General features: G+C 51.3%; 20 protein-coding genes. 19 read left to right on the top strand and 1 reads right to left on the bottom strand.

Going from position 1 to position 25,202, the window contains the following annotated elements:
- Positions 1–105 precede the first annotated feature (105 nt).
- Positions 106–2,808, top strand: coding sequence for an aconitate hydratase AcnA (gene acnA, locus QZT94_RS06720; protein WP_296761049.1), 2,703 nt, complete (start codon positions 106–108; stop codon positions 2,806–2,808).
- A gap of 307 nt (positions 2,809–3,115) precedes the next feature.
- Here acnA and QZT94_RS06715 read toward each other — a convergent pair whose 3' ends face one another.
- Positions 3,116–4,831 carry a chloride channel protein gene (locus QZT94_RS06715; RefSeq protein ID WP_296773309.1) on the bottom strand — a complete coding sequence of 572 codons (1,716 nt, stop codon included), beginning with the start codon at positions 4,829–4,831 and terminating at the stop codon, positions 3,116–3,118.
- Between the two features lie 300 nt (positions 4,832–5,131).
- On the opposite strand from QZT94_RS06715, the gene dxs reads away from it, so the two are divergent.
- The 18 genes from dxs (at position 5,132) to sufU (ending at position 24,988) form a co-directional block, all read left to right on the top strand.
- Entirely contained in the window at positions 5,132–7,003 is a 1,872-nt protein-coding gene (gene dxs / locus QZT94_RS06710; protein WP_296761046.1) for a 1-deoxy-D-xylulose-5-phosphate synthase, read from the top strand.
- A 138-nt stretch (positions 7,004–7,141) separates the two neighbouring features.
- Positions 7,142–9,529: an HAD-IIA family hydrolase gene (locus tag QZT94_RS06705; RefSeq protein ID WP_296761044.1), complete on the top strand. Its 2,388-nt coding sequence runs from the start codon at positions 7,142–7,144 to the stop codon at positions 9,527–9,529.
- Entirely contained in the window at positions 9,510–9,716 is a 207-nt protein-coding gene (locus QZT94_RS06700; protein WP_296761042.1) for a hypothetical protein, read from the top strand. The genes QZT94_RS06705 and QZT94_RS06700 overlap by 20 nt, the downstream gene beginning before the upstream one ends.
- Positions 9,717–9,718: 2 nt before the next feature.
- Complete coding sequence (locus tag QZT94_RS06695; protein ID WP_296761040.1) at positions 9,719–10,585, top strand: TlyA family RNA methyltransferase; 867 nt, start codon at positions 9,719–9,721, stop codon at positions 10,583–10,585.
- Positions 10,578–11,411 carry an NAD kinase gene (locus QZT94_RS06690; protein ID WP_072509421.1) on the top strand — a complete coding sequence of 278 codons (834 nt, stop codon included), beginning with the start codon at positions 10,578–10,580 and terminating at the stop codon, positions 11,409–11,411. Before QZT94_RS06695 ends, QZT94_RS06690 begins: the two co-directional genes overlap by 8 nt.
- Before the next feature lie 3 nt (positions 11,412–11,414).
- The gene (gene recN / locus QZT94_RS06685) at positions 11,415–13,097 is read left to right on the top strand and encodes a DNA repair protein RecN (RefSeq protein WP_296761038.1); all 1,683 of its coding nucleotides are present in this window, start codon (positions 11,415–11,417) and stop codon (positions 13,095–13,097) included.
- Between the two features lie 33 nt (positions 13,098–13,130).
- Positions 13,131–14,303: a putative cytokinetic ring protein SteA gene (gene steA / locus QZT94_RS06680; RefSeq protein ID WP_296761036.1), complete on the top strand. Its 1,173-nt coding sequence runs from the start codon at positions 13,131–13,133 to the stop codon at positions 14,301–14,303.
- A 16-nt stretch (positions 14,304–14,319) separates the two neighbouring features.
- Entirely contained in the window at positions 14,320–15,249 is a 930-nt protein-coding gene (locus QZT94_RS06675) for a copper transporter (protein ID WP_296761035.1), read from the top strand.
- Complete coding sequence (locus tag QZT94_RS06670; RefSeq protein ID WP_296761033.1) at positions 15,246–16,160, top strand: hypothetical protein; 915 nt, start codon at positions 15,246–15,248, stop codon at positions 16,158–16,160. Before QZT94_RS06675 ends, QZT94_RS06670 begins: the two co-directional genes overlap by 4 nt.
- Complete coding sequence (locus tag QZT94_RS06665) at positions 16,154–17,776, top strand: lipid II flippase MurJ (protein WP_296773306.1); 1,623 nt, start codon at positions 16,154–16,156, stop codon at positions 17,774–17,776. Before QZT94_RS06670 ends, QZT94_RS06665 begins: the two co-directional genes overlap by 7 nt.
- Positions 17,777–17,902: 126 nt before the next feature.
- A complete protein-coding gene (locus QZT94_RS06660) occupies positions 17,903–18,571 on the top strand; it encodes an NUDIX hydrolase (RefSeq protein WP_296761030.1) in 669 nt (222 codons plus the stop codon).
- A 181-nt stretch (positions 18,572–18,752) separates the two neighbouring features.
- A complete protein-coding gene (locus tag QZT94_RS06655; protein WP_072509427.1) occupies positions 18,753–19,430 on the top strand; it encodes an HTH domain-containing protein in 678 nt (225 codons plus the stop codon).
- Positions 19,431–19,481: 51 nt separating this feature from the next.
- A complete protein-coding gene (gene sufB, locus QZT94_RS06650; RefSeq protein WP_296761028.1) occupies positions 19,482–20,936 on the top strand; it encodes a Fe-S cluster assembly protein SufB in 1,455 nt (484 codons plus the stop codon).
- Positions 20,936–22,117 (top strand): Fe-S cluster assembly protein SufD, encoded by a 1,182-nt coding sequence (gene sufD, locus QZT94_RS06645; RefSeq protein ID WP_296761026.1) that lies wholly within the window; start codon positions 20,936–20,938, stop codon positions 22,115–22,117. Before sufB ends, sufD begins: the two co-directional genes overlap by 1 nt.
- Positions 22,114–22,458, top strand: coding sequence for a non-heme iron oxygenase ferredoxin subunit (locus tag QZT94_RS06640; protein ID WP_072509430.1), 345 nt, complete (start codon positions 22,114–22,116; stop codon positions 22,456–22,458). The genes sufD and QZT94_RS06640 overlap by 4 nt, the downstream gene beginning before the upstream one ends.
- Positions 22,459–23,205, top strand: a complete 747-nt coding sequence (gene sufC, locus QZT94_RS06635) for a Fe-S cluster assembly ATPase SufC (RefSeq protein ID WP_072509431.1) — start codon at positions 22,459–22,461, stop codon at positions 23,203–23,205.
- A 53-nt stretch (positions 23,206–23,258) separates the two neighbouring features.
- Positions 23,259–24,527: a SufS family cysteine desulfurase gene (locus QZT94_RS06630; RefSeq protein WP_296761024.1), complete on the top strand. Its 1,269-nt coding sequence runs from the start codon at positions 23,259–23,261 to the stop codon at positions 24,525–24,527.
- Positions 24,527–24,988, top strand: a complete 462-nt coding sequence (gene sufU, locus QZT94_RS06625) for a Fe-S cluster assembly sulfur transfer protein SufU (protein ID WP_296773304.1) — start codon at positions 24,527–24,529, stop codon at positions 24,986–24,988. Before QZT94_RS06630 ends, sufU begins: the two co-directional genes overlap by 1 nt.
- The last annotated feature ends 214 nt before the right edge of the window (positions 24,989–25,202 follow it).

The following is a 25,202-nucleotide window of genomic DNA, read 5'->3' as shown; positions in this document are numbered from 1 at the left end:
GGTTTTCGAAGCTGGTGCTTGTTGTAGGGCGCACTAGCTTTCGATAGCTGCGCAAAGTATCTTGATGTCAAGAGAAAATATTTTGATTCCGGGCGGGAGGAAGTAATGAGTTTAAATAGCTTTGGCGCGGCAACCCAGCTAAAAGTCGGTGATAAGAGCTATAAAATCTATGACCTAAAAGCGGTGTCCGGCATTGAAAAACTACCCTACTCCCTAAAAATCCTGGCAGAGAACCTACTGCGTAACGAGGACGGGGAAAATATCACCAAAGAGCAGATCGCGCAGATTGCAAACTGGAATCCAGATGCCCAGCCCAGTCAAGAAATCCAGTACAGCCCGGCGCGCGTCTTAATGCAAGACTTCACCGGCGTTCCCTGCGTTGTCGATTTGGCAACAATGCGGGATGCAGTCGTGAAACTAGGTAAAGATCCTGACCTGATTAACCCGCAAGTACCAGCAGAAATGGTAATTGACCATTCGGTGCAAATCGATGTATTCGGCTCTAAAGATGCCGTGGAAAAAAACATGGACATCGAATATCAACGCAACCAGGAACGCTACCAATTTCTGCGCTGGGGACAGGGCGCGTTTGAAAACTTCCGGGTAGTACCTCCGGGAACCGGGATTGTGCACCAGGTAAATATCGAATACCTGGCGCGGGTAGTATTCGCCGATAAGGACGAGGACGGCGCGCTGGCTTACCCCGATACTTTGGTAGGTACCGACTCCCACACCACTATGGTTAATGGTCTGGGCGTCCTCGGCTGGGGTGTTGGCGGGATAGAGGCCGAGGCCGCCATGCTCGGCCAACCAGTGTCAATGCTGATTCCGCGGGTAGTGGGCTTTAAACTGACCGGCGAAATCGCGCCTGGCGCTACCGCCACCGATGTGGTGCTCACCATCACTCAAATGCTGCGTGACCATGGGGTAGTCGGCAAGTTCGTAGAGTTCTATGGCGAGGGCGTAGGGGCGGTTCCGCTAGCTAACCGCGCCACTATCGGCAATATGTCTCCCGAGTTCGGTTCTACTGCCGCTATCTTCCCCATTGATGAAGTCACTATTGACTACCTGCACCTGACCGGTCGCAGCGAAGAATCCTGCGCCCTCGTGCGCGAATACGCAAAGCGGCAAGGACTGTGGCATGACCCCTCACGCGAGGCACGTTACAGTGAATATCTGGAACTAGATTTATCCACGGTAGTGCCCTCTATCGCCGGTCCGAAGCGTCCCCAAGACCGCATTGAACTGGCAATGGCCAAAGATTCCTTCAAGAAGATTCTGCCCGACTATGTGGCGGGCGATAACACCATTGATCCGGTTTTGATGCGTCCTACCCGCCCCACCCAGGTGAAACTGGGTAGTGGGGAAGAAATAGCAATGGATCATGGCAACGTGGTGATTGCCTCCATTACTTCCTGCACTAATACCTCAAATCCGTCGGTGATGATGGCGGCCGGTTTGCTCGCCAAGAACGCCGCTGAAAGGGGACTAACGCCTAAGCCGTGGGTGAAAACCTCGCTGGCTCCCGGCTCTCAAGTAGTGCGCGACTACTACGAAAAAGCTGGTCTGATGCCCTATCTGTCACAGCTGGGATTCGATATTGTCGGTTACGGTTGCACCACCTGTATCGGTAACTCCGGGCCGCTACCCGAGGAAGTACACAACACAGTAGCGGACGCCGACCTGACCGTGGTGTCGGTGCTCTCTGGTAACCGTAACTTTGAGGGGCGGATTAACCCCGATGTGAAAATGAACTACTTAGCATCTCCGCCCCTGGTGATTTCCTACGCCCTGGCGGGAACGATGGATTTTGATTTCGAAACCGAGGCGCTGGGAGCGGACAACCGCGGGAATCCCGTCTACCTGCGTGATATTTGGCCCGCTGCCGAAGAAGTGGAAGAAGCGATTGGTCAAGCTATCGATCGCGATATGTATCTGCAAGATTACCGAAGCGTATTCGAGGGGGATCACCGTTGGCAATCGCTGGAGGTGCCCGATTCACCCACTTTTGCCTGGGACAATGATTCCACCTATGTACGCCGGGCGCCTTTCTTTGAAGGAATGCCGGAAACCCCGGATCCGGTACAAGATATTTCCGGAGCTAAGGTGCTGCTGAAACTAGGAGATTCGGTAACTACCGACCATATTTCTCCCGCAGGTGCTTTTGCGTCCAAGACTCCGGCTGGTCAATACCTAAGCTCCCACGGAGTGGAACGGCGCGAATTTAACTCCTATGGTTCGCGGCGCGGTAACCACGAAGTAATGATGCGCGGCACTTTCGCTAATATCCGCATCCGTAACCAGCTCCTCGATGGTGTCGAGGGCGGTTTCACCAAGGACTTCACCAAAGCCGATGCTCCGGTAGTACCGGTCTATGATGCTTCGGTGTCCTATGCCCAGGCCGGCGTGCCCTTGGTAGTGCTCGGCGGCAAAGAATACGGTACTGGTTCGTCTCGTGACTGGGCCGCCAAAGGGACACTGTTGCTGGGGGTAAAAGCCGTAATTGCTAGCTCTTTTGAACGTATTCACCGCTCCAACCTGATTGGCATGGGAATCCTGCCACTGCAATTCCCCGAGGGCGAAAGCGCAGATTCCCTAGGCCTAGACGGGACTGAAACCTTCGATATTAGCGGGATTACCCAACTCAATGAAGGGGTAACTCCGCAGGTAATGAAAGTGACCGCGACTAATACTGATGGTTCCGTCGTAGAGTTTGACGCCACCGTGCGAATCGATACTCCCGGTGAAGCCCAGTACTACCGCAACGGAGGCATCCTGCAATACGTACTGCGCAACCTAGTTGCCTGATAACGCAATAAATGTAATGTTCTGGGCACGGTAAAAGCGCTCGGGGGATCCCGGTGATTCTTGCTTCGCTCGAATCAAGCCCCCTCTCGCATCTTTTACCGTGCCCAGAGTTTCGTTGCTATAGCGGATTTCAATAAAGCAAATAATGTGCAAATCGCTAGGAATCTAAGTCGATTGCGTAGTATCCGGGGCGGCAAAAGCGCTCGGGGGACCCCGGTGATTCTTGCTTCGCTCGAATCAAGCCCCCTCTCGCATCTTTTGCCACCCTGGATTTTGGTTGTGCGAGTTATTTCTGAGAGTTGCATCGTTAGCGGTGGTGGCGATGATTCCTCCAGCGCTTACGAATGCGACACCCCAGGGAGTCGCCTAGCTCACGTTGGTTAAGCGCGCGGGTTTGCTGCCGGTAAAGCTTGACGATTAGGTCGCGTCCTCGTACATAACCCAAGACTTCTTGGGAGCGTCCCACCACCGGCAGGTTCGAAAGTGAGGACTCTACCAGCTCTTTGAGGATTTGACTAGGGAGCTCAGTGGGGGTGCAGAAAGCTGCAGTTAAGGAGATGTCCCTCAAAGGCGTATCCTCGCCGCGTTTGTCGATCTCATGCCCGAGCAGCAGGGCACTCACCGAGCCTTGGAATTCCCCCTGAGAATCTACCACCGCCAAGGAGGTTTCTCCGCTATTTTCCAGGGCTCTTTCCGCCTGAGCGAGGGTAAGCTCTTGACTTAGAAGCTGAGGCGGTTCGTGCATCAGATCCGATGCGGTGGAGCGCCCCAATAAAGTATCCGACACCGGGTCTGACAGCCGGTCACCGCGGCGGTGTAATTTTTGGGTATAAATTGTTGAGCGGGTCATAAATAGGGAAATCCCGGTGGCAATCCCTACCGCCAGCATCATCGGTAAAATTAGAGAATACTGCCTGGTCATCTCGATAATAATGAACACCGCGGTTAGGGGTGCACGGGAGGCAGCCGCGAAAGCCGCCCCCATCCCAACTACTCCATAAATGGCTGTCGAAGAAGCCGACCAAGGTTGAACCACCTGTCCGAAAGCTGCTCCCGCACACGCCCCCACAAACAGGGTAGGGCCAAATACCCCGCCAGCACCTCCCATACTAATCGTGAACGAAGCCCCCAAAGCCCGTCCTCCCAATAGAGCCAAAACCATCCAGACTGGGAAATCGCCTGATAATACTCGCAACTGGACACTCTCACCTGTGCCGTAAAGAAGCGGGAAAAAATAAAGGAAAATACCGAGCAGTAAAGAACAAACGACCGGACGAAACCAGTCTTTCCCGTGGTAAAGCAAGTTGATGCCGTCCCAAACCAGGTATAACAGTTTGCTAAAAGCAATCCCGGCTAAAGCAGCAACCACTGCCCCTATAGTCACCAAAATATAGTCGCTATGGGAAAAAAGATCCAAAGACTGACCTAAAGGAATACTGGCTTGATTAGGGAAAAACTGTTGCGCAACCAGTGAAGCCGACACCGAAGAAAAAACAATGAAAGCAAAATACTCGGCGCTAAGCACCCCCAAAATTAGTTCCACGGCGAAACAAGCACCAGCCAGGGGAGCATTAAAAGTAGCGGCAATCCCCGCAGCCGCCCCACAGGCACACAGGAACATCAGGCGTTGTTTGCTAAGGCCCAGCCGGGTGCCTACCCAAGAAGAAATAGCCGCCCCAATCATTACAATCGGCCCTTCCCGCCCGGCATTTCCCCCTCCTCCCAAAGTCAAAGCAGCCGCAAATAACTTGACTAGGGCGTTGCGTCCAGGAATTCTCCCGCCTTTGCGGCGGACGAAAAACATAACTTCCGGGACGGCATGACCGCGTGAACCGGGCGTAAAATGCTCTACCACCGGAGAATAAAGCAGCGCTGAAATTACTGGAACCGCAATGATAAAAACCGGTGACAGCCCTAAAAATCCGTGGGCATCCCCCGAGTGATCAGGGTAATCGCTAAAGCCAGTCATCAGATAAGACCAGCCGTCAATTAGATAATGAAACGCCACTGAAACCAGTCCCACTGCTATACCTAAAACAATTGAAAGCACAGTGAGACCAGCGCGCGAAGTCGCAACAAAACTTGAAAACCGGGAGCGCTCTGGAGCCATAGTTTTAGTGTGACGCGCTAACTTCAATAAACGCAAGTAGCGAAATAGATATTTTCTATCGGCAGCAATCGGGACTATTTAAGCAATCGGAGCCGTTTATTTCTGAAAAATACCCAGAACAAAAAGGGCAAAAAATGGAAAACCGGGGTAGCAAAAATAGCAATCAAAGCCATCTGCATCCTCAAAAATCCAAAATATGACTAAACTAGCTGGGTGGCAAGAATTCTTGATCGGATAAACAACCCGGCAGACTTAAAAAAACTCTCCAGCATAGAGCTAACTAATCTGGCTGGGGAAATCCGGTCTTTTCTAGTGGAGAATGTGGCAAAAACCGGTGGTCACATGGGGCCAAATCTGGGGGTAGTAGAGCTTACTATTGCCCTACATAGAATGTTTTCTTCTCCCACTGACACCATTATTTTTGATACCGGGCATCAGTGTTACGTACATAAAATCCTCACTGGACGGAAAGATTTTACTGACCTGCGTACCGCTACGGGACTATCAGGCTACCCCAGCCGGACTGAATCCCCGCATGATGTGGTCGAAAACTCACACGCCTCGACTGCGCTTTCCTGGGCGCAAGGTATCGCGGAAGCTAAAGCCCTAAAAGGAGACGACTCCTATACAGTGGCAGTGATTGGTGACGGCGCTATGACCGGAGGTATGGCGTGGGAGGCACTCAATAATATCGCTGAACATCCCAATCTGCGCCTAATCATTGTAGTAAATGACAATGGTCGTTCCTATGAACCCACCATCGGGGGGCTGGCTCATCACCTGGATGCTTTGCGGACTTCACCCGCCTATGAGCGGGCGTTACGCTGGGGAAAACAGCATTTAAAGTCGCGGGGAAAACCCGGAGAACTCACCTATGATGCCCTGCATGGAATTAAACGGGGAATGGCGGATTTAATTACTCCCCCCAAGGTTGTTTTTAATGATTTAGGTATTAAATACACCGGTCCGGTTAATGGACACGATATTGTTGCCACCGAGTTTGTTTTGGCACGGGCAAAAGAGTTCTCCGGTCCGATAATCGTGCACGCTATTACGGAAAAAGGACGTGGCTACACTCCTGCCGAAAAAAATGATGCTGATCATTTCCATACCGTTGGCCCGATTCATCCAGAAACCGGCTTGCCGGTAAAGAAAGAACGTTTTGGCTGGACGGCAGTATTTGCGGAAGAGATTGTTCGTTTGGCGCGGCGTAATCCTAAAATTGTGGGTATCTCGGCTGCCATGATGGAACCCGTAGGTTTGAAACCATTCCGTACCCAGTTCCCTAACCGAGTTTTTGATGTGGGAATCGCTGAGCAACACGCTATGACTCTGGCAGCCGGACTGTCTTTTGCCGGTTGTCACCCGGTTATCGCCCTCTACGCGACCTTCCTTAACCGCGCCTTTGACCAGCTCTTGATGGATGCTGCCCTACATAAACAGGGGATAACTGTGGTTCTAGACCGCGCGGGCATCACCGGAGCTGATGGGGCTAGCCATAACGGAATGTGGGATTTGGCAATCGCCGCTATGGTTCCCGGAATCCGCGTAGCTGCCCCCAGAGATGCCGCTACTCTGCGAAAGTTATTAGGTCAGGCGGTCTCGATAGAGAACGCTCCCACAATCGTGCGTTATCCAAAAGGTTCAATACCTCCGCAGATACCAGCAAAGAGTCACATCGGTGACCTAGACGTGTTGTATCAGCACTCAGGTGAGGGTAAACAGATATTGGTAGTAGCCGTCGGAGCTATGGCTAATACCGCCCTGGAAGTCTCCCAAGGTCTTACCCAAGGGGGACACTCAGTAAAATGCGTTGATCCCGGTTGGGTAATTCCAATTTCTGCTACGCTTTGCGAACAGGTAAAACTGGCTGATTTAGTGGTTACTATCGAGGATGGGGAAGTAACCAACGGGGTAGGGGCGCTGCTGCGTTCGACCTTGGCTCAAGAGAACTGTTTCACCCCGATTAAATCATTTGGAATTCCTAGGGCATTCTTACCCACCGATTCTCGCGATAGCTTACTTAAAAGTTCCAAACTTACCCCGGAAACCATCCTGAATGAGCTAGAACAAATCCTCGCCTAAGTTGCGGTATTGAACGCTAGTATTTGCCAGGTTGAACCGGGACGTATCGGAGATAAAAGCCCGAAATAGTGAGGATAGACAACTTTTTGAAGGCGCTCTTACCCAGGGCTTGCGTTTAGAATAGAAACTAATAAACAGATGAAACAGATAAACGGCGAAAAGGAATTAGAGTTGGGAAACTTCAATCAATATGGCTCTAGGCGCGAACCTCAATGGCGCAAGCGTCGCTCTCAATCGGCAGAGCATGATTCCTCCCCCCGGCGCTCAGACTTAGGGCCGGCTCATTCCGATTCGCGAGGCTATAGCGGCAGCCGACAATCCGAAGGTGACTATCGTCAAAACAGTCGCGGGAACGGTAAATGGAATGATTCGCGGGGTGGAAAATCCCGCTATGATCGTAACGATCGCTCCGGGCGTTACCGCGCCGGGCGCGAGGATGAACGCGGTGAGAGAGGACATCGGGGACAACGCTCCGGTCGCTCCTGGGGGTCAGGTAAGAATAATGGTCGCGGCTTTGAACAAGGAAACCGGCGCGGTGGGCGGCGTTTTGACGGAGGTCGTGACGAACGTCGCGAACGTGAGGGGCAAGATTGGCGAACCGGTAAGCATTCTTATGGAGTGCGTGATTCTCGTTATCGCGCTAAAGAATGGCGTCATGAAAATGAACCTAAAATTCCTCCGGCAGTTAAAGCCTCTGACTTAGATCGTGAATCTAGAGTAGCTTTATCTTCTCTAGACCCCGACAATGCGGAAAAAGTGGCTCGCCATTTGGTAATGGCTGGTTCACTACTAGATGTAGATGCCGAAGAAGCCTATCTTCATGCGCGCGCTGCGGTTAGCCGCGCCGGACGGATAGGGACAGTGAGAGAAGCAGCCGCCCTCGCAGCCTACGGATGTGGTAAATATAGCGAAGCTCTCCGGGAGGTACGGGCGGCTCGGCGTCTAAATGGAACCGACAGTCTGCGGGCTATCGAAGCTGACTGCGAACGTGGGCTAGGTAAACCCGAGAAAGCCTTAGAGATAATTGCCGAAACCGACACGTCCTCGTTCAACCTTTCTGATTTGGTAGAACTCGTGATTGTGCAGGCAGGTGCGCGCCATGATTTAGGTGAATCTGATGCCGCGCTAGTGTTGCTAAATAATTTCTTAGATAAATACCAGCCTGACGAGCCAGTTCTTCTGGCTAGGATTCTTTCCTATAAAGCTGATTTATTACGGGAAATAGGGCGCGAGGACGAAGCCCAGCAGGTAGAAGAAGAGACTCCGGAAGTACCCGACACGGTTGCGATTGTTGATTTAGAGGAAGTTTTAGAAGCAGATAACCCCTATGTACCTTCGGATTTACATGGCAGTCGCAAGCCTTTAGTAGAGACTGCGGATGTGCTCCTAGTGGATTTGGATGGAGTTTGCTATACCGGAAGTCGAGACGTTCCCAAAGCAGCCGAAGGCTTAGCGATGGTGCGGCAACTCGGTCTTAAAGTACAGTTCCTAACCAATAACGCTTCGCGAACCCCACAACAAGTTGCGGATAAATTGCGCTCTCATCAAATTGTTGCTGACGAGGGTGAAGTGATGACTGCCGCGATGGATGCGGTCGATATTCTTAGCCACAAAATCGATCCGGAATCAAAAGTACTGGTAGTCGGCACTCAGGCGTTAGCAGACACGGTTGCCGAGGCAGGATTTACGGTAGTAACCGAGGCTAGCGAGCAGCCAGTAGCAGTTATTCAAGGTTATGGCCCGAATGTGGGCTGGGAACAAATGTCTCAGGCTGCCTATGCGATAAATAATGGTGCACTCTTTATTGCCACTAATCTAGATGCAACTTTGCCTACCGAGCAGGGCTTCGCCTTAGGAAACGGTTCTCTAGTGGCAGCCGTAGAGCACGCGACCGGGCAAAAACCTTTCGCCGCTGGCAAACCTTTTGCCGGAATCTATCGCAAAGCTGCCGGTAGAGCGCAAGCTAGCAAACCGCTCGCGGTAGGTGACCGGCTCGATACCGATATTGCGGGAGCAGTAGCCGCCGATATGCTCAGTTTGCATGTGCTTACCGGTGTTTCTGATGCAAAAGCTGTGGCTCTCGCTCACCCGGATAGGCGTCCCTCCTATCTGGGGCTTGATTTAACTGACCTGATGCGACCACACCCTGGCCCGGTTCATCAACCTACCGGAGCGTGGACTAGCGGAGAATCTGCTGGCTTTATGGTGGCTGAAGATGGACGGGTGCTGCGTGATGGGCAACCGGTTGATAATGGGGCGGTGCTCAGTCTTGAAGATTACCGTGCGCTAGTGGCAGCGGTTTGGGAAGCTCGTGACCAGGGGGTATTTGTGCACCTTCCAGATCTTGAGGTCGTGCGGGAAACTGACAACTCCAATCAGGAGCTATCTGATGAGGTAGAAGAAAACGCCCAGTCAGCCAAAATGCAGGATTCGCAGGCTTGCGAGGACAAAGAGGATTTAGAGGATTCTTTTTCTTCGGAAGATGTAAAACTCGCAGATGAGACTGATGATGAGTGCGATCAATAGTTTTTCTGATTCATCGGAAGATTTAGAGCTGGAGGCTCGAAAAACAGATATCGATATGCAGATGGCTGACTGGCCGAAAGACCCTGACAGTATCTATCCCCAGATTACTTTAAGCGACTTGGAGCAAACAGCTGCAAAACTATCTGCCACCTTAGATTCCCTGAGTGCGCAGATAGAAAGGAAATAGCAGTGGGTAGATTGCGGCGGCTAGATAGAGAGTTAGTGCGCCGACATTTGGCTACTTCCCGCTCTCACGCTAGTCAGATTATTACTGCTGGTAGAGTCAGTGTGGACGGCAGGGTTATCTCTAAACCGGCTTCGCAAATCGATCCGGCTCAGGCTATAACAGTGGTTAAAAGCTCGCAGGTGGAATACGCTTCCCGAGGCGGCTATAAGCTGGCGGGCGTCCTCGATATATTGGGCAAGGACGCCCCGGAGATAGCGGGTAAACGTTGCCTCGATGCGGGGGCATCTACCGGGGGATTTACCGATGTCTTATTGCGCCGGGGTGCAAGTTCGGTAGTGGCGGTGGATGTTGGCTATGGCCAATTACGTTGGGAGCTGCAACAAGACCGGCGAGTAGAAGTCCATGATCGTACCAATATTCGTTACCTAGATCCGCAAGAAATTGGGGAACCCGCCCAGTTAATAGTAGGGGATTTGTCGTTTATCTCCTTGAAACTGGTTATACCCGCTCTGGTAAGTGCCTCTACCCTTGATGCAGAATACTTGCTGATGGTAAAACCGCAGTTTGAGGTAGGGCGCGAGAAACTAGGAGCCGGGGGCGTAGTGCGTGACCTGGAAGATCATTTTAGGACTGTTATGGGGGTAATCCTCTCAGCGTCAGAAAACGGGTTAGGGTTGAAAAGGGTGGCTGCCTCACCATTGCCTGGTCCATCTGGGAATGTTGAATACTTTATATATTTAGGGCGCGGGGTGGCTATGCCTAGTAATCTAAAGATTAAAGACATGGTAAAGGCTGCGATTGCCGCGGGACCTGCTGGTAAACCAGGCAATAATCTAGATGAACAGGTAAAGGAGGAAACCAATGAGTGAACGCCACGTAATGGTGATTCGGCATCTTTCACGACCTGAGTTGGCTGAAACTGCTGATAAAGTGGCAGCCGAGCTTCGCAACCATGGGATTACTCCGGTAGATGAAGACTATGATGGCTCCGTTGAAATTGTTATTGCCCTCGGCGGAGATGGTACTTTGCTGGGAGCTGCCCGCCCCGCCCGCACGCAAGCAGTACCCCTAATTGGAATTAATCTGGGGCATACCGGGTTTTTAACCGAAGTAGAACCGGATAAAATCTCAGAAGTCATTAACCATATAGTTGCCGGCTCCTACACGGTGCAACCACGGATGACAGTAGAGGTAACCGTAACTCTTCCTGACGGCAGTAAAATCAGTGATTGGGCGCTTAATGAAGCTGCGATTATGTCTACTGACCGTGCCCATCCTTCGCACTTAGGATTAGGAATTGATCAGCGCGGTATAACCACCTATGGGGCTGATGGTCTCATTGTCGCCACCCCTACCGGTTCAACCGCCTATAACTTTTCTGCTGGCGGTCCCATTGTCTGGCCTGATGTAGATGCGATGGTGGTTTCTCCCTTGGGGGCGCACGGTCTATTTACTCGTCCTTTAGTGGTTTCTCCTGATTCCACTCTGGAAATATCGGTACTACCCGATCAGCGCAGTTCCATGGAGCTGTGGCTAGATGGTCTCCACTGTCACAAAGTGCCTCCTGCTTCAATAGTGCACGCCACTAAAGGCAAAGCTCCGGTGTTGTTAGCCCGGATCCTTGATACCCCATTTTCCGGGCGTTTAGTGCATAAATTCCAACTTCCAGTTAAAGGCTGGCGTTCACTGGGGTAAGCCATGATTGACCAGCTATCTATCACTAATTTAGGGGTAATATCCCAGGCCGAGTTACGGTTTTCACCTGGTTTTACGGCGCTAACCGGAGAAACAGGGGCGGGGAAGACCATGGTACTTTCCTCAATTGAACTATTGTTAGGACAAAAGTCTAACCCTAACCTGGTTCGCTATGGGGAAACCGAGTTAGCGGTAGAGGGGATTTTTACCTCAGCCCTAGCGTCTGCACCGGCACAGGCGGTAATTGAGGCGGGCGGAATCGTTGAAGAGGACGAGATTATTTTAGCGCGTACGGTGCGAGCTAAAGGGCGTTCTCGCTCTCACGCAGGAGGACGCACGATTCCCAGCGCAATACTGAGCAAAATCGGAGGAGAGCTGGTTACTATCCATGGGCAAGCCGAGCAGCTCAACTTACGGACAGGCTCTAGGCAATTAGCTCTGCTGGACTCTTATGGTCAAGATGGTCATCGGGAACTGTTAAAACAGTTCCGGGAAAAGTATCACTCATGGCAACAACTGAAAGCAGACCTTGAGCAGTGGGAAAATCAGCAGCAGGCACGAGAAATGGAAGTGTCTAGGCTGCGAGAGGGGCTTGGTCTGCAAGAAAAGCTGCAACCCTATCTTGGGGAAGAAGACGAACTGTTACGGATAATTGAACGGCTAGGCAACATAGAGGAATTGCGGGAAGCTGCCGGTCGTGCCTACAGTTATCTTTCCGGCTCTGATGGCGATGGAAAAGATGCTGCCAGCCTGGTAGGGGCGGCAGTTCAGGCTCTAGAGCGCGGCGGTCAAAGCGATGAAGAACTATTACAGTTCGCGCAAGGAATTCGCGATGCTTCCGCCATTATTATGGATATATCTGCCGAGGTAGGTGCGTATCTGATTGATTTAGAGGCAGATCCTGGCGAATTAAATAGCTCCCAATCTCGACTCTCTCAGTTGCGTAATGCCTATCGTCCTTACGCTAAAGATTTAGATAGTTGGCTTAGCTGGGCTGAAATGGCGCGTCAGAAACTGACTGAATTATCCGGTCCAAATAATCAGGGCACGCGTTTGCGAGAAGAGTTGGAAAAAACTGGCAGCGAGCTGCAAACATTAGGCAGTGAACTTACCAGAAATCGCCAGAGCCTGGCAGAAGAACTACAAAAGAAAGTTGCAACGGAACTGGGCGGATTGCAAATGCAAAATGCCGGTTTTGAAATCCTGGTTGAAAGCTCTCCAAATCCCAGCATAAATGGCTATGACCAGGTGATATTTGGGCTTCGGCAAGCTAAAGGAGCGCCGGTTAGACCGGTATCCCAAGGAGCTTCCGGGGGAGAGCTATCGCGAATTATGCTTGCCTTAGAAGTAAGTTTAGCTACGCGTTGTCTATCCCAAGACACTCCAACTTTTATTTTTGATGAGGTCGATGCCGGAATCGGAGGGCAAACCGCGCTGGCTGTTGGAGAACGCCTGGCTCGCCTAGCGCAGCATACTCAGGTAATAGTGGTAACTCATCTGCCGCAAGTGGCAGCTTGGGCTGATAAACAGCTGGTAGTTACGAAAACAGGCAACCAGGCTGGGGTCAGGGAAGTAACCGGCGAGGAACGGGAAGCAGAAATTGCGAGGATGCTTGCCGGGAAAGCTCAGTCTAAATCTGCCCTTGACCATGCACGGGAACTGATTAGTAGCTGTCGCCTGGGGTAGTGTTATTGCGTGGGTATTTTTAAGCGATGCAAATTGCGAGAGGCAACATTAGCCTCTAGTTCGCGGGTGCGAGTTGATAAGAAAACAAAGCATCTAACTCAGCGACTCCAAGCCGGTGAAATCGCGGTTATTGACCATGCGGATATTGACCGGATAGCTGCGGAAACCCTGGTAGCAGCGGCTCCTAGTGCAGTGCTTAATGCTGCCAAGTCCACTACTGGGCGCTACCCCAATATGGGTCCTTCCATCATCGTTGATGCCGGAATAACCCTAATTGATGATTTAGGTTCCAGAATTATGAATCTTAAGGAAGGAACCAAGGTAACTATCGAGGGCAATTCGGTATTCCAAAACGGACAGTTAGTTGCCGAGGGGGTTCAACAAACTCCCGGCACTATTGCCGCCGATTTAGAAGAAGCTCGAAAAGGAGTATCCACTCAGATAGAGGCGTTCGCAGCTAATACGATGGAATATCTACGCCGAGAACGAGATTTACTACTAGACGGGGTGGGGGTTCCCGAGGTAAAAACCAAGTTTGCCGGTAAACACGCCCTAATCGTAGTGCGGGGATACCATTATCAAGAAGATTTGCGTTCTTTGCGGCCCTATATTCGTGAATATAAACCGGTGCTTGTGGGGGTAGATGGGGGAGCCGATGCCATCTTGGAACAGGGATACACCCCCGATATGATTATTGGCGATATGGATTCTGTGTCTGACCAGGCGCTACGTTGTGGTGCGGAAATCGTGGTGCATGCCTACCGGAATGGTAAAGCTCCCGGTACGGAACGATTAAAAAGAGAAGGAATCCCCCATGTGGTTTTTCCGGCTACCGGAACTTCCGAGGACGTAGCTATGCTGCTTGCCGATGATAAAGATGCGGAAATGATTGTGGCGTTGGGAACCCATGCGAGCTTGGTAGAGTTCCTGGATAAGGGACGTTCCGGAATGGCATCTACCTTCCTAACGCGCCTTCGGGTGGAGTCAAAACTGGTCGATGCCAAGGGAGTGTCCCAGTTATATCAACCGCGGGTGTCTACTTGGCAAACTTTGCTACTCGCCCTAGTAGGAGTGGGGGCTGTGGCAATTTCTTTGGCAGTTACTCCGGTAGGACAGACTTTTTACGGCATTGTCGCTATCTATTTTAATGATTTGATTGACTTTTTCCGTCAGCTTTTCGGGATTGCTCCCTCACTAAAGGGCTAACCAAGGTAGGAGAATAATGATTGATTTTCGCTATCACTTAGTGTCACTTATGGCTGTGCTGGTAGCCCTTACTATGGGGGTGGTACTGGGAGCCGGACCCTTACAAGGTAAAATATCCGATACCTTGTCGGGGCGGGTGGAAGCGCTTTCAAAGCAGCAAGCTGAACTGCGTCAGGTCAATGAAGATTTGGTGAAACAGGCAAATAGCGCTAGCGAATATATTGGGGTATTAGGACGTAAAGTTACTCCCGGTCAGCTGACGGGCAAGAAAGTCGCAGTAGTGAGAATGCCGGGGGTAAGTGACGAAGCATTTAATGGAATAAATGAGCAATTGAAAATAGCTGCCGGAACGATTGTGAACTCTGTGACCATAAAAGACAGTTGGTTCAGCGAAGAATTGCTATCTTATCGGGACACTTTAGCCTCAACTTTAGCCGGTAAACTCGCAGATAAAGTTGATGCTAAAGTTTCTAGCCAGCAGGTATTGGCAACTGCTTTGGGTATGGGGCTAACTAGCGCCGACAAAGAGATACAAGCGCTAGTAAGTAACCTTTCGGCTGGAGATACTCCTTTGATTTCTAAGGAAACGGTAACTGACCCGGCGCAGATGATTTTAGTGTTAAGCCCCATTTCTAGCGAAAAGGATACAAAGGCTGGGGGCAGTCAAATCGATTTAGACTTCGTTAAAGGTATTGATGGAGCCCTTCCCAAAGGAACAGTGATTGTTGGGAGCGCTAAGAATGAGACAGATTATTTAACGAAGATTCGCGCAGAAAAACTAGAAGTTACCACCGTAGATGGTATTGGTTCGGTTATGAGTAATACTTCGATTCCCTTTGCGCTTTTAGCAGATGAATCTGGAAATAACCAAGCCTATGGCAATGAGCATTATGCTAGCCAGCTTATTCCGCCCTTTCCCGATGCAGAAAAGGAGGAAAATAAATGACACGGGCAGCCCAGGGGGTATTACTGGCAAGTGCCGGGTTTTTCCTAGCCAGGAAGTATCTGGTGCAGCACCTTTCTCCTGAGCAGCTTCGCCGCTATGAACGCCAGAATTTTCATGGCAAAACCGTAAACCTTAGCGGGGGAATCAAAGTTGCAGCTGGCTGTTTGACCAGCGCCCTGGCACTTTCTGGCAATAGCGCCGCAAAATTTGGGGCAATAGTGCCGGTGGCAGCAGGAGCAGCCCTGGGATATATTGATGACACCCAGGCGCAAACGCCTTTTGATACGCGACCAGAAAACGCTGATTCCCAAGAAGTAACCATCAATAATGCTGAGGCTAATCCGGGACAGAAAACTGGCGTTAATACTGCTGCGAAGGGATTTCACGGGCATTTGCGAGCCTTAGCTCAGGGAAAAGTTACTACCGGTGCTTTGAAGATTGCCGGTATCGGAATCGGAGCCGGTATAGGCGCGGTTGGAATTGGTCGTTCCCGAGGTAGCGGTTTGCCCTCCTGGGCGCTAGATACAGTGCTAATTGCCGGTAGTGCGAATCTGGCTAACCTATTTGACCTGCGTCCAGGGCGTTGCTTAAAACTAGGGACTCTGATTAGCCTGCTACTTAGGGGCAATAAAGGTGCTGCCAAAATCTTAGGAAGCGGGGCGCTGACGGTTTGCCTCCTAGAACTACCTAAAGACCTAGGAGAAAAGGAAATGCTGGGGGATACCGGTGCTAACGCCCTCGGGGCGCTACTGGGGGTAGCGTTAGCGCAAAAAACTAAGCTACCTGGGAAACTATTGGCTGTCCTGGCGGTAGTTACCTTAAACGCCGCCAGCGAGAAAATATCCTTTTCCCAGGTAATCTCGGGTAATGCGGTATTACGGGCTATAGATAACCTAGGGCGCAGGTGTTGAAAAAACCGGGATTAGGCAACCGGCTGCCCGCCTTAGCGTCGGCTGTCGGGCTAATTTCTGTCCTCACTTTACTCTCGAGATTTTTTGGTTTTGGGCGTTGGCTGACCCAATCTGCTTGGGTAGGCACGGGCGCCTTCGCGAACGCCTACGCTACCGCTAATCAGCTGCCAACAGTTCTATTTGAGGTGGTCGCCGGGGGAGCGCTCGCGGGAGTAACTATTCCGATTCTTGCCGGTCCGATTGCCGATGAGTTAAGAGCCGAGGTGCAACGTATATCTTCGGCTCTCATTTCGTGGGCGTTGTTACTGCTCACGCCGATAGGGGTGATGGTTTATTTTCTAGTACCTTGGATAGGTCAGGTAATGCCTTGTCCCCAAGGGGCTGACCCGCAGCTGCAAGCCCATTTAATTAGCGTCTTTTTGCAAATGTTTGCGCTGCAAGTGCCCCTTTATGGATTGTGTGTAGTCGGCACCGGTATTTTGCAAGCCCATGAAAAGTTTTTACTGCCCGCTTTAGGTCCATTGCTTAATTCCCTGGTGGTAATCAGCACTTACGCGATTTTTGGTTACCTTACTCCCTCGGTTGCAGATCCTGAGCAGGTGGCTCATAACGCTATTTTGATTTTGGGGTGGGGGACTACCGCTGGGGTAGCGGCCATGAGTCTACCGCTATTTATTCCGATTTACCGTCTGGGGATTCGTTGGCGTCCCACTTTACGTTTGGGACAAGGGCGAGGACGGAAAGCTATGCAGCTAGCGGGGGCAGGGGTGGGGTCTCTAATTGCGCAACAGTTCTCAGTGCTGGTAATCATTTTGGTTACCCGCAGCTATGGCGTGGAAGGCTCTTTGCCTATCTACCAGTACTCGCAATCGGTATATATGTTGCCCTATGCGGTATTGGCGGTTCCGATTGCTACTGCGATGTTTCCCAGGTTATCTTGGCTTATCCATCGAGGCGATAAGGGGGCATTCAACCTGGAATGTGCATCTTCAACGCGATTTGTAACCGGAATCGGTCTTTTCGGGTCGGCGCTGCTGGTGTCGGTGGCTCGTCCGGTAACTGATATTTTTGCGCGAATTAATCCCGTTCCAGGAATGTTATGGGCACTGGTGGCAATGGCACCTGCCGTGGTGGGCTACGGATTGGTCTATCATCTTTCACGGGTTCTCTACGCTTTAGGAGGAGCGAAACAGGCGGTGATAGCAGCCTCTGCTGGGTGGCTGACGGTAGCGGCTCTTTCCTGGGGGTTGAGTGCCTGTTTATCTAGTATTTGCGCTAATCGCGCTAATGCTATTTTGCTTGCCTTGGGGTTGGCGCAATCGGTAGGTATGAGCGTGGGGGCGCTGGGACTGCTAATCGGTCTGCGGCAGATTGCGGGAAAACCAGCCTTAAGGGGCGTTGCCCCGGCTGCTGGTTATGGCTTTTTTCTAGCGTTAGGGGCAGGGGTGTCTGGTTGGTTTATTTCTGGTTATTTGATGAAGTTATGGGTGAATATATTTGGTACTTTTTTTGCGGCCGCCCTTGCGGGGATTGTGACCGTGGCTATTATGAGCCCGCTGCTAGTGCGCCAGTTGCGCGAGCGTAAAAATGATTTATCTACTTCCGGCAATAAATAGGCAGCTAGGTGCAGAAATAACCAAGGGGGGATAGGTTAGGAAGTGGGCGTGGTAATGGTCGAACCCTACCTAGATGATAAATCTGAACAGTAATCGAATAGCTTGATAGAAACTGAAAGTGAAACTATGCAACTGCGTGATGAAACCTATAAGTATCCGGTAGAAAAACAAGAACTGATTTACCACGGACAGGTGTTTGATTTTCAAAGTGACCAAGTGCGTCTGCATAAAGATGAGCCTGTGGTGCGTCGAGATTATCTTTCTCACCCCGGAGCAGTCGCGATTGCAGCGGTGCGCCCGGTTCAGGGAGCTGATGAATCTTCAAAGGAACTTGCTGATTGGGAGATTCTTTTGCTCCGTCAATATCGTCATCCGGTGCGTGCTTTCCTGTGGGAGATTCCGGCGGGTTTATTGGATAAACCGGGCGAAGATCGTTTGAGCGCTGCCCGCCGAGAGCTTTGGGAGGAAGCTAATCTTCAGGCAGCAAATTGGAAAGTGCTGGTAGATTTCTTCACTTCTCCCGGTGGTAGCAGTGAACATTTACGGATATTTTTAGCGCGCGGAATCTCTCCTGTGAGCGGTCAGCCTTTCGATAGGCGTGAAGAAGAACGAGATATGTGCCTTGCCTGGTTTCCTCTAGACCAAGCAAGAGATGCCCTACTCAGCGGCAGTCTACATAATCCATCGGCTCTGGCTGCGGTATTGGCGAGTATTGAGTCCTTGAGAAATGGTTGGCGTTCTTTGCGTAGCCCCTCTGCGCCCTTCATAGCTGATCCGCTTCTGCTTGAGCGCTAAAACGCGCGTCAGCTAGCCGTCTCCATTGGGGTTTTTGTTAAACCAACCGGTTTGTTGAGGGCGAATTCAACTTCATTTGTGTGTTGTACCCGCCACACTTCCCTTTAGTAGACATTTTTGCAAGTAACCTGTTTCTAAAATGCGTTAAAATAGCTAAGGTCTATTTTTAAGGAGGGGAAACGTGAGCGACACGGAACCGACTCGGCAAACAGTTCTAGATTTGATAGTCGAAAAAGGCCCCGTTACCGCCGCCCACCTGGCGAAAATCCTCCGGCTTACTACCGCGGCTATTCGTCGCCACATTACTGCTCTAGAATCCGCCCAGATGATTGCAGTATACGAAAGTGGACAACAGACCAAACGGGGGCGTGGTCGGCCGGCGCGTCACTACATCGCTACCGGTAAAGGACGGGAAGGGCTTAGCGAGGATTACTCAAAACTTGCAAGTCGGGCTCTGGGATTTATTGAGCAAGTCGCCGGTCCGGATGGAATAGACAGTTTCGCTGCTGCTCATTCGCGCGATATTGAACGTCGTTACGCGCCTTTGATAAAAGAAGCTGGTACAGACCCGAGGTCGCGTGCCCGCGCCCTCGCCGATGCCTTAACCGCCGATGGGTATGCCGCTACGGTGCGCGAGGTAGGCAATGGCGGTTTTGCAGTACAGCTTTGCCAAGGAAACTGCCCGGTGCAAGAAGTTGCGGGTGAGTTTCCGCAACTATGTGAGGCGGAAACTCAAGCGTTTTCCCGTCTTTTGGACGTACATGTGCAACGCTTGGCGACTTTGGCGGATGGGGAGCATGTATGTACCACCTCGGTGCCAATAGCTCTGCCCACTCCTAAATTCCCTATTAACCGCTAAACATGACACAGTAGAGCACAAGGAAACAACAAAAGAGGGATTGACACACAAATGACATCATCACCACCGGTGATTGCCACTAAAGAACAAAAAGAAGCTGCTGACCAGCAGGTTATAGACTCGATTGGCACTCAATACGAGTACGGATGGCATGATTCAGACGCAGCTGGTCAAAGCGCTAGGCGTGGTCTTGACGAGGAAGTAGTACGGTTCATCTCTGCCGAGAAAAACGAACCCGAATGGATGCTTAAACGCCGACTAAAAGCCCTCAAAGTTTTTGAACGTAAGCCGATGCCTACCTGGGGGCCTGATTTATCTGATTTGCAAATGGATCAGATTAAATATTTCGTGCGCTCGACCGATCGGGTAGCTAGCTCCTGGGAAGATTTGCCCGAGGACATCAAGAAAACCTATGACCGGCTAGGGATTCCGGAAGCAGAACGCGAAAGCCTGGTTTCTGGGGTGGCGGCTCAATATGAATCCGAAGTGGTTTACAACCAGATTCGCGGCGATTTGGAAGAACAAGGAGTTATCTTCCTAGATACCGACACCGCGCTGCGCGAACACGAAGACCTGTTCAAACGATTCTTCGGGAAAGCCGTTCCTGCTGGTGACAACAAATTTGCGGCTCTAAATACCGCGGTGTGGTCGGGGGGATCTTTTATCTATGTTCCCAAGGGCGTGCAGGTCGAAATCCCCCTGCAAGCATATTTTAGGATTAACACCGAAAACATGGGGCAGTTCGAGCGCACTCTGATCATTGCTGACGAGGGTTCTTACGTTCACTACGTGGAAGGGTGCACCGCCCCGATTTATAAATCGGATTCGCTACACTCTGCGATTGTAGAAATTTTCTGTCTTAAAGATGCCCGGGTACGCTACACCACCATTCAAAACTGGTCTACAAACGTCTATAACCTGGTAACCCAGCGCGCCATCTGCGAAGAGGGCGCCACTATGGAATGGGTAGACGGAAATATGGGGTCAAAAACTAATATGAAGTACCCCTCGGTCTATTTGAACGGGAAAAATGCGCGCGGAGAGGCGCTATCAGTGGCATTCTCGGGCGAGGGGCAAAATCAAGATACCGGTGCAAAAATGTTGCATCTAGCGCCCAATACGTCCTCTTCAATTGTCTCGAAATCTATTTCCCGTAACGGCGGGCGTTCGTCTTATCGGGGGCTGGTACACGTTGCTCCGCAGGCTAAACATTCCAAAGCATCAGTGGTTTGTGATGCGCTGCTGGTAGACCAAATTTCGCGTACTGACACCTATCCTTATGTGGATATTCAAACCGATGATGTCGAGATGGGACACGAGGCTACGGTGTCTAAAGTTAGTGCCGACCAGCTATTTTATCTGATGAGTCGGGGGCTTAGCGAAACGGAAGCAATGGCGATGATTGTGCGTGGCTTTATTGAACCAATCGCGCGGGAACTACCCATGGAATACGCCCTGGAGCTTAATCGCCTAATCGAACTACAAATGGAAGGATCGGTGGGGTAATGGCAAAGATGCTAAAACAGGCAGACCATAAAGTAGTCGCAGCTTCCTCCCGAGCTGACCGTCCTACCTCTTTTAATCTTGCTGATATTCCTATGCCGACCGGGCGGGAAGAAGATTGGCGCTTTACTCCGCTAGAGCGGATAAAGATGCTGCTTACAGAGACTTTAGAGGGAAGTTCTCCTACAGTTGAGGTTGAGGGGCAGGTTTTAAACTCAGGTAAACGCCTAAATCTGGGCGCGTCCTCGTATATCGAAATAGCTACCGACAGCGATATTCACGGTAAAATCGGGGCTCCCGGAGACCGGGCGAGCGTTGTCGAATGGAATAACCACCAGGAAATAGTAAACCTAGTTATTGCTGACCAGTTTCCCGAAGCATTGCGAATCAAAATAATTGGGGAAAACCCGACTCCGGCTGCCCAACATATCTGCATAGATGTGAAACCACAGGCTAAAGCCCTGCTAATTTTGGAACACAGCGGTGATGCCCAACTCAACCAGGGGGTTGAGATAAATGTTGAAAGCGGAGCCGAGCTAGAAATAGTTTCGATTCAGCAATGGGAACGCTCGGCAGTACACGCGGCTAATCACCGCATGAACGTGGAAAAAGACGCAAAGCTGAAACATATCGTAGTCACCCTGGGGGGCGATTTGGTACGAATCTGCCCCGATATCGATTTAGATAAACCGGGCGGGGAAGTCGAAATGTTAGGTGTCTACTTTACCGACACTGACCAGCATCAAGAACACCGCCTTTTCGTCAATCACATTGCTGAAAATTGCCGTTCCGATGTGCACTATAAAGGAGCGCTGCAAGGAACGCAGGCACATGCGGTCTGGATTGGGGATGTGCTGATTGGCAAACAGGCTTTCAATACCGATTCCTATGAGCAAAACCGTAACCTGGTGTTAAACCCGGGAGCAAAAGCTGATTCGGTACCCAACCTAGAGATTGAAAACGGAGAAATCGCGGGAGCTGGACATGCTTCTGCCACCGGGCGTTTTGATGACGAACAGCTCTTCTATTTGCTGTCGCGCGGTATTCCGGAAGATACCGCCCGAAAAATGGTGGTACATGGATTTTTTGCTGAACTTATCCGCCAGATTGGAATCAACGAGATTGAAGAACGCCTATTACAGGTGATTGACGCGCGGTTAGAACAAGGCTCGGGTGCGCTATGAGCCTAGAAAAAGTCTGTGAAGTGGACGCGCTAGAAGCCGGACAAGCACTACGCGCAGAAATAACCGATGAAAAGGGTAAAAGGATTCCAATCGCCGTTGTGCGTGACGAGGAAGGCGGCTGGCACGCGATAGATGCCCTGTGTACTCACGGGGACATAGCTTTAGACGAGGGCGAGGTAGAAGGGTGCGCAATTGAGTGCTGGGGGCACGGTGCCCAGTTCGATTTGAACACCGGGCAGCCTACCTTGCCTGCTACCCAGCCAGTTAAGTGTTATCAGCTTGAAATCAAAGGACAGGCGGTTTATGTTTCTGCCTGTAGCCGCAGTAAAGGAAATGAATAAATGGGGAAACTAGAAGTTAAAGACCTACAGGTTTCGGTAGAAACTCCCGACGGGATAAAGCAGATTCTGAAAGGCACCTCCCTAACGGTGAATTCCGGGGAAAAGCACGCGATTATGGGGCCGAATGGTTCGGGTAAATCTACTTTGGCCTATTCGATTGCCGGTCACCCCGGTTACCATATCGAGGGCGGGGAAGTGCTCCTAGATGGGGTTAATATCTTGGAATCTTCCCCAGATGAAAGGGCACGCGCCGGTCTTTTTCTGGCTATGCAATACCCAGTAGAAGTCCCAGGAGTCACCGTATCTAACTTCTTGCGTACTGCCCGGACTGCGGTTGATGGGCAAGCTCCGCCGGTACGTACTTGGGTAAAGGAACTAAAAGCCGCCATGGAGGATTTAAAAGTAGATCCAAAGTTCGCTAGTCGCGACCTCAATGCCGGTTTTTCTGGTGGGGAAAAGAAACGCCTAGAGATTTTGCAGATGCAAATCCTTCACCCCAAGTTCGCTATTCTTGACGAAACTGACTCTGGTCTAGATATTGACGCTTTGCGCACCGTATCGGCGGGGGTAAATCATGCTCACGAGAATCTTGGTTGCGGGCTGCTGGTAATCACGCACTACTCGCGGATTTTGAACTACATTAAGCCGGACTTCGTGCACGTATTTGCCAAAGGACGGATTGTGGACTCTGGGGGGAGCGAGCTGGCTGACAAGCTGGAGACCAGCGGATACGACTCCTATCTGTAAACAATCTCCGACCATAAAGCCCTGTTTCATTAGTTATTGAGAGGATGCTGCCAGTGCAATCGCCATTTTCCGATACGGAACTGGCGCGTTTGCGCGCCGATTTTCCGATTCTTTCCCGCACCGGACGGGGAGGAAAACCGATTGTCTATTTAGATGCGGCCGCGACCTCTCAAAAACCGCGTTCAGTTATCGAGGCGGAGAACTGCTTTTATGGAAACTCTAACGGGGCAGTGCATCGCGGTACTCACCTGCTGGCCGATGAATCTAGCCAGTATTTCGAGGATGCGCGTTGCGTCCTCGCCTCCTTTATCGGAGCAAATCCCAGCGAAATTGTCTGGACCAAGAATGCCACCGAGGCGCTAAATCTGGTGGCCTATGGCCTGTCTAACCCCGGGATGGATGGCGGGGCTCCCCTGATCGGTAAAGGTGATCGGGTAGTTACTACACGGGCAGAGCATCACGCCAACTTGGTGCCGTGGCAGTTACTTAGCCAGCGCACCGGCTGCGAGTTCGCCTATCTGGATTTGGATGATGAAGGTCGGATTGACCTGGAAACCCTGGATGCGATCACCGCGAACACCAAGGTAGTGGCAGTAACTCATGCCTCGAATGTATCGGGGGCGATTACTGATATAGCACCTATTATCCAGGCGGCTCACGCGGTGGGGGCTTGGGTAGTGTTAGATACCTGCCAGTCCAGCGCTCATATGCCCTTAGATATTAAAATCCTGGGCGCGGATTTTGCTTGCTTTTCCGGGCATAAAATGGCAGGTCCCACCGGTATTGGGGCGCTATATGGCCGGGGGGAATTGCTAGAGCAATTGCCGCCTTTCCTGGCAGGTGGCTCCATGATTGCCGATGTAAACATGGACAAAACCACTTTCCAACCTGTCCCCGAGCGATTCGAGGCCGGCTCGCAAGCGGTAGCCCAGATTCACGCTTGGGCGGTGGCACTTGATTATTTACAGAAAGTGGGAATGGAACGGATACGTCAGCATGAACTGTTCCTAACTCAGTATCTATTGGAGGGCTTAACGAGCGTTAAAGGTCTGCGGCTGCTAGGGCCTACAGATTACCGCGAACGGGTAGGACTCGCGGCTTTCGATTTCTTTGGTATCCATCCCCATGACGTGGGGCAGGTATTAGATGCCGCGGACGTGGCGATTCGGGTAGGGCATCACTGCGCCCTCCCGCTGCACGCCCACTATGGTTTACGTTCCTCTTGTCGGGCATCTCTTTCGCTTACTTCTTCGCGCGAAGATATTGATCGCCTAATTGATGGTTTAGAAACCGTACGTAGTTTCTTTAAAAGGGGGGAATAATGGTTTCGGCTCTTGATCAGCTATATCAGCAGGTGATTATGGATCATGCCGCGGAAAAACACGGCAGCTCTCCAGTAACGCCTTCAGATACCTCGTCCTATCAAGTTAATCCTACCTGCGGGGATGAAGTTACTTTAGCAGTTACTTTAGAGGGCGATACTCTGGCCGATCTTGCCTGGCAGGGGCAGGGCTGTTCCATTTCCCAGGCATCACTATCAATGATGAATGACTTGGTAGCGGGAAAATCTTTGGCGGAAGTGGAACAGCTTTGGAATGATTTCGACCAAATGATGCATTCGCGGGGACTGGAACTTCCTGACGAAGTGCTAGATTCCCTAGAAGATGCCGCCAGTCTGCAAGGAACCTACAAGTTTCCCAACCGAGTTAAATGCGCCCTCTTAGGGTGGATGGCGCTGAGAGAGTCAATCGCCAAAACGCAAGCGAGGCAAGAACATGAGTGAAGAACGTCCTTGGGAAAATACCTCGGAAGTGCCCCAGCGCTTTCAGGAAGTGGCTGCCGGTAATGAAAATGCCGGTCCCTATCTCCCCTCGAAAACCCATGTCCATGGGCATGATAGCGAAAACGGACGCTTAGATACCGATAAATCGGGCAGAGCGACAAGGTCCGGAGCAGCCCCTCAGCATTCCCCACAAGAGTTTGCCGAGCCTTCCCCG

Source organism: Varibaculum sp. (assembly GCF_008661855.1).
In the GTDB taxonomy this organism is placed as follows: domain Bacteria; phylum Actinomycetota; class Actinomycetes; order Actinomycetales; family Actinomycetaceae; genus Varibaculum; species Varibaculum timonense_A.
This window is presented reverse-complemented; position numbering and strand designations above follow the sequence as displayed.

Excerpts from the sequence above, each read along its gene's own strand:
- acnA (WP_296761049.1), top strand. The coding sequence starts at position 106 with ATGAGTTTAAATAGCTTTGGCGCGGCAACCCAGCTAAAAGTCGGTGAT.
- QZT94_RS06705 (WP_296761044.1), top strand. The coding sequence starts at position 7,142 with ATGAAACAGATAAACGGCGAAAAGGAATTAGAGTTGGGAAACTTCAAT.
- QZT94_RS06700 (WP_296761042.1), top strand. The coding sequence starts at position 9,510 with ATGATGAGTGCGATCAATAGTTTTTCTGATTCATCGGAAGATTTAGAG.
- QZT94_RS06690 (WP_072509421.1), top strand. The coding sequence starts at position 10,578 with ATGAGTGAACGCCACGTAATGGTGATTCGGCATCTTTCACGACCTGAG.
- recN (WP_296761038.1), top strand. The coding sequence starts at position 11,415 with ATGATTGACCAGCTATCTATCACTAATTTAGGGGTAATATCCCAGGCC.
- QZT94_RS06675 (WP_296761035.1), top strand. The coding sequence starts at position 14,320 with ATGATTGATTTTCGCTATCACTTAGTGTCACTTATGGCTGTGCTGGTA.
- QZT94_RS06670 (WP_296761033.1), top strand. The coding sequence starts at position 15,246 with ATGACACGGGCAGCCCAGGGGGTATTACTGGCAAGTGCCGGGTTTTTC.
- QZT94_RS06660 (WP_296761030.1), top strand. The coding sequence starts at position 17,903 with ATGCAACTGCGTGATGAAACCTATAAGTATCCGGTAGAAAAACAAGAA.
- sufB (WP_296761028.1), top strand. The coding sequence starts at position 19,482 with ATGACATCATCACCACCGGTGATTGCCACTAAAGAACAAAAAGAAGCT.
- sufD (WP_296761026.1), top strand. The coding sequence starts at position 20,936 with ATGGCAAAGATGCTAAAACAGGCAGACCATAAAGTAGTCGCAGCTTCC.
- QZT94_RS06640 (WP_072509430.1), top strand. The coding sequence starts at position 22,114 with ATGAGCCTAGAAAAAGTCTGTGAAGTGGACGCGCTAGAAGCCGGACAA.
- sufC (WP_072509431.1), top strand. The coding sequence starts at position 22,459 with ATGGGGAAACTAGAAGTTAAAGACCTACAGGTTTCGGTAGAAACTCCC.
- sufU (WP_296773304.1), top strand. The coding sequence starts at position 24,527 with ATGGTTTCGGCTCTTGATCAGCTATATCAGCAGGTGATTATGGATCAT.